Annotated in this window: 1 protein-coding gene; it reads right to left on the bottom strand. The window is 43.3% G+C overall.

The window, feature by feature from the left end:
• Window positions 1–924: hypothetical protein (locus NW199_RS08695; protein ID WP_258334351.1), on the bottom strand; the 924-nt coding region annotated here is incomplete at both ends.

Raw genomic sequence — 924 nt, 5'->3', positions numbered from 1 at the left:
AAATGCAGTCGTGAGATCGTCACGTTGAGTGGTTGTCAAATTTGAACCATTGACGACTAATTTCCCGCCTTGGAAAGAGATAATCTGGCTGAGATTTTCTCGTAGATAGCCAGGGACGTATTTTTGAAAATAGTCGGATAACAAGGTCTGCACAGATTGTGGAACATCAGTCGTTGTTCCCGTAATGTAATTGAGGACTTGCTGACCCATGGAACCTGCGCTGGCCACAATTTGATTGAAGGCGGTTGTCAAGGAGCCTCCAGTCATGGTGTAGCGGGTGGTATCGTCTATTTCATTAACCGTTGCGTTACCACCGGTCAGGTTCACTTGTCCGCCCACTAAAGTGTCTGTACTAAACGTCCCGCCGGAAATATTGACGATACCGCCATCATTGTTGATTTGACCGCTACCCGCCCAAGTTTGGGAACTATTGATGGTTCCTGTATTGTTAAAAATGCCTGTATTTGTTGTCTTTGAACCGTTAGAGCTGGTGTTATTCCAAATTCCGTTGTTGTTGACGGTGCCTTCATTAGTAACTGTCTGGACGGATAGTTTTATAACGTCTTGAAGGATTGATAAAGTTCCATCTGAATAATTGGTTATAAAATTATTTCCTAACCAATCCATCACGATACCACCATGACCATACCAAGAAGCTGTACCGTCAATGATGATGTTCCCGTGGTTTTGAAATGAGTCTCCCTCAGAAAAAATCAGTCCCCATTGACCTCCTCCGGGACGAAGATTAATTTTTAATGTCACTCCATTATTGACTCTGACAGCGCCACCGCCATCGGCAATATGGATAGTGTCATGCGTAATTTCATAATCTTTTGAGTATGTTCCTTGATATAGAACGGTGTAGTCGGATCCAGCGAATGCTAGATGATGACCTGCCAGGCTTAACAAACTTAAAATAACACT

It is taken from the genome of Parasutterella secunda (assembly GCF_024733725.1).
In the GTDB taxonomy this organism is placed as follows: domain Bacteria; phylum Pseudomonadota; class Gammaproteobacteria; order Burkholderiales; family Burkholderiaceae_F; genus Aphodousia; species Aphodousia faecalis.
Note: the sequence above shows the minus strand (reverse complement) of the source record. Positions and strands in the feature narration are given on the sequence as shown.